The organism is bacterium (assembly GCA_035371905.1).
In the GTDB taxonomy this organism is placed as follows: domain Bacteria; phylum Ratteibacteria; class UBA8468; order B48-G9; family JAFGKM01; genus JAMWDI01.
The window spans coordinates 1-7083 of record DAORXQ010000086.1 but is presented as its reverse complement, the minus strand read 5'-3'; the positions used below and the strand labels follow the sequence as shown (position 1 = coordinate 7083).

The 7083-nt window shown below is 27.2% G+C and carries 7 protein-coding genes; all 7 read left to right on the top strand.

The genetic code is table 11. From position 1 onward, the window contains the following. Positions 1–979, top strand: a 979-nt coding sequence (locus PKV21_08200; GenBank protein HOM27470.1) for an ATP-binding protein, incomplete at its 5' end; no start/stop codon positions are given. Beyond that, complete coding sequence (locus tag PKV21_08195) at positions 954–2861, top strand: PAS domain S-box protein (protein HOM27469.1); 1908 nt, start codon at positions 954–956, stop codon at positions 2859–2861. The genes PKV21_08200 and PKV21_08195, both read left to right, overlap by 26 nt. Beyond that, on the top strand, positions 2854–4215 hold the full coding sequence (locus PKV21_08190; protein HOM27468.1) for a sigma-54 dependent transcriptional regulator: 1362 nt from the start codon (positions 2854–2856) through the stop codon (positions 4213–4215). Before PKV21_08195 ends, PKV21_08190 begins: the two co-directional genes overlap by 8 nt. Further along, entirely contained in the window at positions 4190–5590 is a 1401-nt protein-coding gene (locus PKV21_08185) for a response regulator (GenBank protein ID HOM27467.1), read from the top strand. Before PKV21_08190 ends, PKV21_08185 begins: the two co-directional genes overlap by 26 nt. A 1-nt stretch (position 5591) precedes the next feature. Further along, entirely contained in the window at positions 5592–5852 is a 261-nt protein-coding gene (locus tag PKV21_08180; GenBank protein HOM27466.1) for a hypothetical protein, read from the top strand. Positions 5853–5867: 15 nt separating this feature from the next. Beyond that, positions 5868–6893, top strand: coding sequence for a rod shape-determining protein (locus tag PKV21_08175; GenBank protein HOM27465.1), 1026 nt, complete (start codon positions 5868–5870; stop codon positions 6891–6893). Between the two features lie 3 nt (positions 6894–6896). Continuing rightward, the coding region (locus PKV21_08170; protein HOM27464.1) for a hypothetical protein at positions 6897–7083 on the top strand (187 nt) is incomplete at its 3' end.

Below are 7083 nucleotides of genomic sequence, written 5' to 3'. Positions count from 1 at the left end.
TAAGGCACAAATGGAAAAATTTTTTAATAGAGAAGAGAAAAAAATGCAAGGCGTGAACTTTAGAGAATTTCTGCCCAGCCAGATTATTCCTATTGTGGAAAAAAAACTTTCTATTGATAGTCAAGATATAGAAGAAAAAGAAATAAAAATGAATATAAGCAATAAAAACTATATATTTCGGATAATAGTTGTTCCACTTTTTGAAAATAATAAATCCCTTGGAGTTCAGGTTATCTTTTCAGATATGACTCAGATAAAACAACTTGAAGAAGAAATAAGAAGGACAGAAAAACTAGCTTCCCTTGGAGTTATGGCAGCCGGACTTGCTCATGAAATCAAAAATCCACTTGTGGCTATAAAAACATTTGCAGACCTTTTCCCTAAAAGATATAATGATTCAGAATTCAGAGAAGTGTATGCAAAAGTTCTAAATGAGGAAATAGATAGAATAAATAATCTTGTGGAACAGGTTCTTCTTTTTGCAAAACCACAGATTTTGAAGTTTGAACAGGTCAATTTAACTGAGTTATTGAATTCAACTTTAACTCTTTTAAATTTTCAATTTTCTGATAAAAAAGTAAAAATAATTAAAAATTTGCCTAACCAAGATATTATAATAAAAGGGGATAGAGAAAAATTAAAACAGGTTTTTATAAATATTTTAATGAATAGTTATGAAGCACTGAATAATAAAGATGGTATAATAGATATAACTTTAACTGAAAACGAAAATAAAATAGAAGTTATAATTAGTGATAATGGTACAGGAATAAAAAAAGAAATTATGAATAAAATTTTTGACCCATTTTTTACTACAAAACAGAAAGGAACAGGTTTAGGTTTATCAATTGTTTTGAGAATAATAGAGGAACATAAAGGAAAAATTAAAGTGGAAAGCAATGTTAATGAAGGAACAAAAGTATTTATTGAAATTCCCAGAATAAGGGATGAAAATGAAATATCTTATGATAGTGAGTGAAGATGAGTCAATTGTTGAATCATTGAGGATAATTCTGAAGGATTATATTGTTGAGAAGGTTTTACCCATAGAAATGATTGAGAAAATAAGAGAAAGAAGTCCTTTTTTGGTTTTTCTTGACACTTACTTAAATAAAATGGACCCCTGTGAATTGATAGATAAGATTCATCAGGAAAATGAAAAAATACTAATAGTCCCCCTAATTTCATCTTATGATAAAAATACAAGAAAAATAATTGAAAAAAATATTTTTGAAATTATTGAAAAACCATATTTGATTGAAAAGATTTTTTTTATTTTAAAAAAAGCTGAGGGATGGACAGAACTTAATTTGGAAAAAGAAATGAATAAAACTGGACATGTAAAAGAAGTTGAAAAATTTGAAAATGAAAAAATAGAAAAGAGTGATATACTTTTTCAAATGCTTTTTCATTGTGTCACTGAAAATTTTTTAAATACAGAAAAAGTTTGTGATGAAATTGTGAAAATTTTGAGAAGATATTTCTTTTTTAATTATATTTCAATTTTTCTTAGAGATGACGATTTCTTTAAACCTTATTCTTCAATTGGTATAGATGAAAAGATTTATAATGAGATAAAATTAACTTCCGATGACCCAGTGATAAAATTTATAAAAGATGGAAAAATCTTTGATTTAAGGAAGGAAGTTATAAATATTGACTTAAAAAATTTTGCCTCTATTCTAAAATGTTCATTGGTTTTTCCATTGAAAACTTTTAAAGGGAAATTGATAGGTTTCCTAACCATTGGAGAGAAGTGTATAAATGAGGAAATAACTAAAGAAGAAATTTTACTTTTAAATATTCTTTCTGATTATCTTGCGATTGTTTTTGACAACTTTTTTCTTTACAATGAAATAAATTACCAAGAAAAATATCAGGAGTTTGTTTTTCAAAACTTACCAGCAGGTATTATAGGCGTTGATAAAGAAGGTAGAATTAATCTTTTGAATAAAGAAGGAGAAAAAATTTTAAAAGTTTCTTTTTCTGAACTTAAAGGAAAAAAAATAGAAAAAGTTGGTTCCCAAATTGCTGATTTTTTAAGAAGGTCTCTATTATTTGGAGAAGTTATTTCAAGAGTAGAATTTGAGTTTATACCAACAAAAGAAATACTTGGTATGAGTACAAATGTCATAAGAGATAATAATGATAACATTATAGGAGTTGTTGGAATTTTTCAAAATCTTACAAACATTAAAGAAATAGAAAAAAAAGAAAAAGATTTTGAAAGAAATAGATTCTGGAGAGTCATTTCTTCCAGATTATCTCATGAGTTAAAAAATCCTCTTGTTGCAATAAATACTTTTGCACAGATGTTACCATCTATGTACGATGATAAAGAATTTCGTGAAAAGTTTTCTGTTGTTGTGGTTAATGAAATAAAAAAGATAAATGAAATTGTGGATTGGATAAATAAAATAGGAGATTCTGTTGAGTTAAAAAAAGAGGTATTATCTTTAAGTGATTTTATAGAAAATTTTATTAATGAAACAAAAATAGAGAAAAAAAATCATCTTTATATAACAGAAAAAATAGAAGGAGATATTTTAAAGTTGAAAGAAGCATTCAATTATATAATGGATTTTATAAAAGAAGACGTTGGGAATTCCGGAAAGATTGTGATTGAATCTAATAAAAAAAATAAAAATGCAGTGATTATTTTATGTGAAAATGGAAAAAATATATTTTTTGAAAAAGAAGATGAAATTTTTATGCCGTTTAATACCAAGTTGAAAACCTCACTTTCTATAAAAATTCTTCTTGCAAAAAAAATTATTGAAGCACATCAGGGAACATTAAATGTAGAATTTAAATCTGATTGTAAAGATTTTATTATAACTTTACCATTAAAAAATGAATAAAATATTGGTTATAGACGATGAAGAAGGTGTAAGAGAATCATTAAAATTTGCTCTTAAAGATAATTATAAAGTTTTCCTATCTGCCAGTGGGAAAGAGGGAATATTTTTTATAGAAAAAGAAAATCCTGATTTAATAATTTTAGATATAATTCTTCCAGATATAGATGGAATTAATCTATTAAAAGAAATTAAGAAAAATTATAAAGAAACTCCCGTAATTATGTTGACAGCAATTTCTCAAATAAAAACAGCAGTTGAGGCTATGAAGTTGGGAGCAGTAGATTATATACCAAAACCATTTGATATAGAAGAACTTATTCTTGTGATTGAAAAAGCATTAAAAACAAAAGAATTATGTACTCAGATAGAAATATTAAAGGAAGAAATACAGGCAGAATATCCTTTAGATACATTAATATATGAAAGTGATGAAATGAAAAAAGTTATTGAAGTTGCAGAAAAGAGTGCTATGACAGATACCCCTGTTTTGATTATGGGGCCTACGGGTGTGGGAAAAGAATTGATAGCCAGATACATACATGAAAAAAGTTCAAGAAAAAACCAACCATTTGTTCCTGTTCACTGTGCTGCAATACCTGAAACATTGTTTGAAAGTGAAATATTTGGATATGAAAAAGGTGCTTTTACAAATGCATTTAAAAGTAAAAAGGGTAAAATTGAAATTGCAGGTTCTGGCACATTATTTTTAGATGAAATAAGCGAAATTCCGTTAAATATTCAGATAAAACTTTTAAGGTTTTTAGAAGAGAAAAAATTTACACCTCTTGGAAGTAATGAATTTATAGAAAGTAATGCAAGAATTATATCAGCAAGTTCAAAAGATTTGAAAGAAGAAATAGAAAAAGGAAGGTTTAGAGATGATTTGTATTATAGGTTATGTGTAATTCCAATTATAATACCGCCTTTAAGAGAAAGAAAAAGAGATATACTTCCTCTTGTAGATTATTATATAAACTTTTACAGAAAGAAATTTTATAGTAAAATAAAAAGTTTTAGTGACGAAGTTAGAGAAATTTTTTTAAACTATGATTGGCCTGGAAATGTAAGAGAATTAAAAAATATAATTGAAAGAATTTTTGTTTTAAACAGTGAAAAGAATATAATAAATATTGAGGATTTACCAGAAGAATTAAAAAAGAAACAGAATTCTTTTACTTGTTTTAAAGAAGTAATAGAAAATTTAGAAAAGGAATTAATAATAAAGGCATTAAAAGAAACAAATTGGAATCAAACAAAAGCGGCTGAAAAATTAAAATTAACAAGGAGAGTTTTAAGATATAAAATTCAAAAATATGGACTTTTAAAAGATGAAAGAAAGAATACTGATAATTGAAGATAATAGAGAAATAACTGAACTTATAGTGAATATTTTGACTCTTAATAAGTTTATTGTTGATTATGTTTTTTCTGGAAATGAAGGAATTGAAAAAACAAAAAAAGAAAATTATCACCTTGTTATTTTAGACCTGCAATTACCTGATATAGATGGATTTAAAGTTTTAGAAGAAATAAAAAAAAATAATGAAAATCTACCTGTGATTATTCTTACAGGTTTTGGTACAACAGAAAATATTGTTAAAGCAATTAAAATAGGAGCAGATGATTTTATTGAAAAACCATTTGATATAAATGATTTTATAGAAAAGGTTAAGAAATATATAAAATTGAGTAGTTTAGAAAAAGAACTTACAGAATTTAGATTAATAGAATCGATTTTACAATTAAACAGAACAATCATTTCTCTTTCTGATTTGGATACACTTTTGAATACTGTAATTCAAATTATAGATAATTTATTTTCTCCCGACAGAATAGGGATTTATCTTTACAATTCAGAAAATAAAAATTATGTCTTAAAAAAATATAAATTCAAAAATTTACAACAAAAAATAAAAATTGTTTATAAGGATTCCGAAATAAAAGAACTATTTAGAGAAAAAGGTTTTTTAATTGAGGAGTTGAGGGATATACATAATTTAAAGATACTGATAAAAGGAAAGGAAAAAGATATTGGTATTTTTGAAATAACTTTTAAAGAAGATAGAAAAGTTAAAGAAGAAGAAATAAATTTTTTTGAAGCGTTTTCTATTCAGATTGGGATTGGCATAGAAAACGCTCTTTTATTAGAGATGTTACAGAATTCTTATATTAATGCAATTAGTTCTTTAATTATGTCTTTGGAAGCAAAAGATAAATATACAAAGGGACATTCAGAAGAAGTTGTTTATTATTCTTTATTAATTGGTAAAAAACTTGGACTTAAAGATGAAGAACTTGAAATTTTAAAAAATTCCTCATATCTTCATGACCTTGGTAAATTAGGAATTAAAGATGATATTTTATTAAAACCCGGAAAATTAAATAAAGAAGAATTTGAAATTATTAAACAGCATCCTTTAATAACACTGAAAATACTTGAGCCATTGAATCTCCGAAAAGAAGAAATAGAAGCATGTCTTTATCATCATGAGAGAATAGACGGAAGTGGTTATCCTTTTGGATTAAAAGATGAAAAAATTCCTATATATGCTAAAATAATTGCAGTGGCAGATGCTTATAGTGCCATGACTTCGGAAAGACCTTATAGAAATAAGATGAGTAAAGAAGAGGCAATAGAAGAGTTAAGAAGATGTGCAGGTATATATTTTGACAGAGATATTGTGGAACTTTTTATAGAGATTATTAATCAAAAAGAGGAGGTGATATAAAATGAAGGAGATTGAAATTGGAAAAGTATCCCATTATTATACAAAAATTGGTGTTGCTGCTATAAAAGTTGTGAATGATGAATTGAAAAAAGGGGATACAATTCATATTAAAGGACATACCACAGATTTAATTCAAACAGTGGAATCAATGCAAAAAGAACACGAAATAATAGATATGGCAAAAACAGGTGATGATATAGGCATTAAAGTAAATGCTCATGTTAGAGAAGGGGATATAGTTTACAAAATTATTGAGGATTAGAAAGAAAGGAGAAAAATGGTGAGATTTTTAAACTTTTTTTCAAGTGACCTTGGTATAGACCTTGGTACAGCAAATACCTGTGTTTATGTAAGAGGGAAAGGGGTAGTTTTAATGGAACCATCCATAGTAGCAATAAATACGAATACAAAACAGATTGTTGCTGTTGGAGAAGAAGCGAAAAAAATGCTTGGGAAAACACCTTCAAACATTGTGGCAATGAAACCCATGAAAGACGGAGTTATTGCAGATTTTGAAGCATGTGAAGAAATGTTAAGATATTTTATTCTTAAAGTTAAAACTCCAAAGCATAGATTTGTTTTACCACCGAGAATTGTTATTTCTGTACCTTCTGGAATAACAAGTGTAGAAAGAAGAGCGGTAAGGGAAACAGCGCTTAAAGCAGGAGCAAGGATGGCTCTTCTTGTTGAAGAACCAATGGCTGCAGCAATTGGTGTAGGACTACCTGTTGAAGAACCTTGCGGAAGTTTCATTCTTGATATAGGTGGTGGTACAACAGAAATGGCTGTTATTTCTCTCGGAGGAATAGTTCTTACAAAAAGTTTAAGAGTAGCTGGAAATGAAATGGAAGAAGCAATTATAGAATATTTGAAAAAGAAATATAATCTTTTAATCGGTGAAAGAACTGCGGAAGAAATAAAGATTAAAATTGGTTCAGCTTATCCACTTGAAAAAGAATTATCAATGGATGTTCATGGAAGAAGTTTGGTTGAAGGATTACCTAAGGTTGTAAGAATTAACTCTGAAGAAATAAGAGAAGCGTTAAGGGATACTCTTAATATAATTGTAAATGCAGTGCGTGATATACTTGAAGAGACACCTCCGGAACTTTCAAGCGATTTAATTGAAAGAGGTCTTGTAGTTGCAGGAGGAGGAGCACTTTTAAAAGGCATTGATAAACTTATATCTCAGGAAACGAAACTCCCTGTTTATATACCAGAAGATCCATTAACTGCTGTTGTAAGAGGTACAGGAAAGATGCTTGAAGAAGAAAAATATTTTAAACAGATTCCTCAGGAATAAAAAATGCTCTGGCGTTTCAGAAGAGAGGTAATTTTTACATTGATGATGTTTTTTTCTTTTTTTATTGGAAAGACTTCTTTAAAAAGTAATATTTCAAATTCTGATATTAAAATTGATAAGGAAAAATTGTTAAACTATGATGAAATTATTCAAGAAAACAGAAGATTGAGAGAATTTTTGTCTCTTAAAG

Coding starts and splice junctions, on each gene's coding strand:
- PKV21_08195 (HOM27469.1), top strand. CDS start 954: ATGAAATATCTTATGATAGTGAGTGAAGATGAGTCAATTGTTGAATCA.
- PKV21_08190 (HOM27468.1), top strand. CDS start 2,854: ATGAATAAAATATTGGTTATAGACGATGAAGAAGGTGTAAGAGAATCA.
- PKV21_08185 (HOM27467.1), top strand. CDS start 4,190: ATGAAAGAAAGAATACTGATAATTGAAGATAATAGAGAAATAACTGAA.
- PKV21_08180 (HOM27466.1), top strand. CDS start 5,592: ATGAAGGAGATTGAAATTGGAAAAGTATCCCATTATTATACAAAAATT.
- PKV21_08175 (HOM27465.1), top strand. CDS start 5,868: ATGGTGAGATTTTTAAACTTTTTTTCAAGTGACCTTGGTATAGACCTT.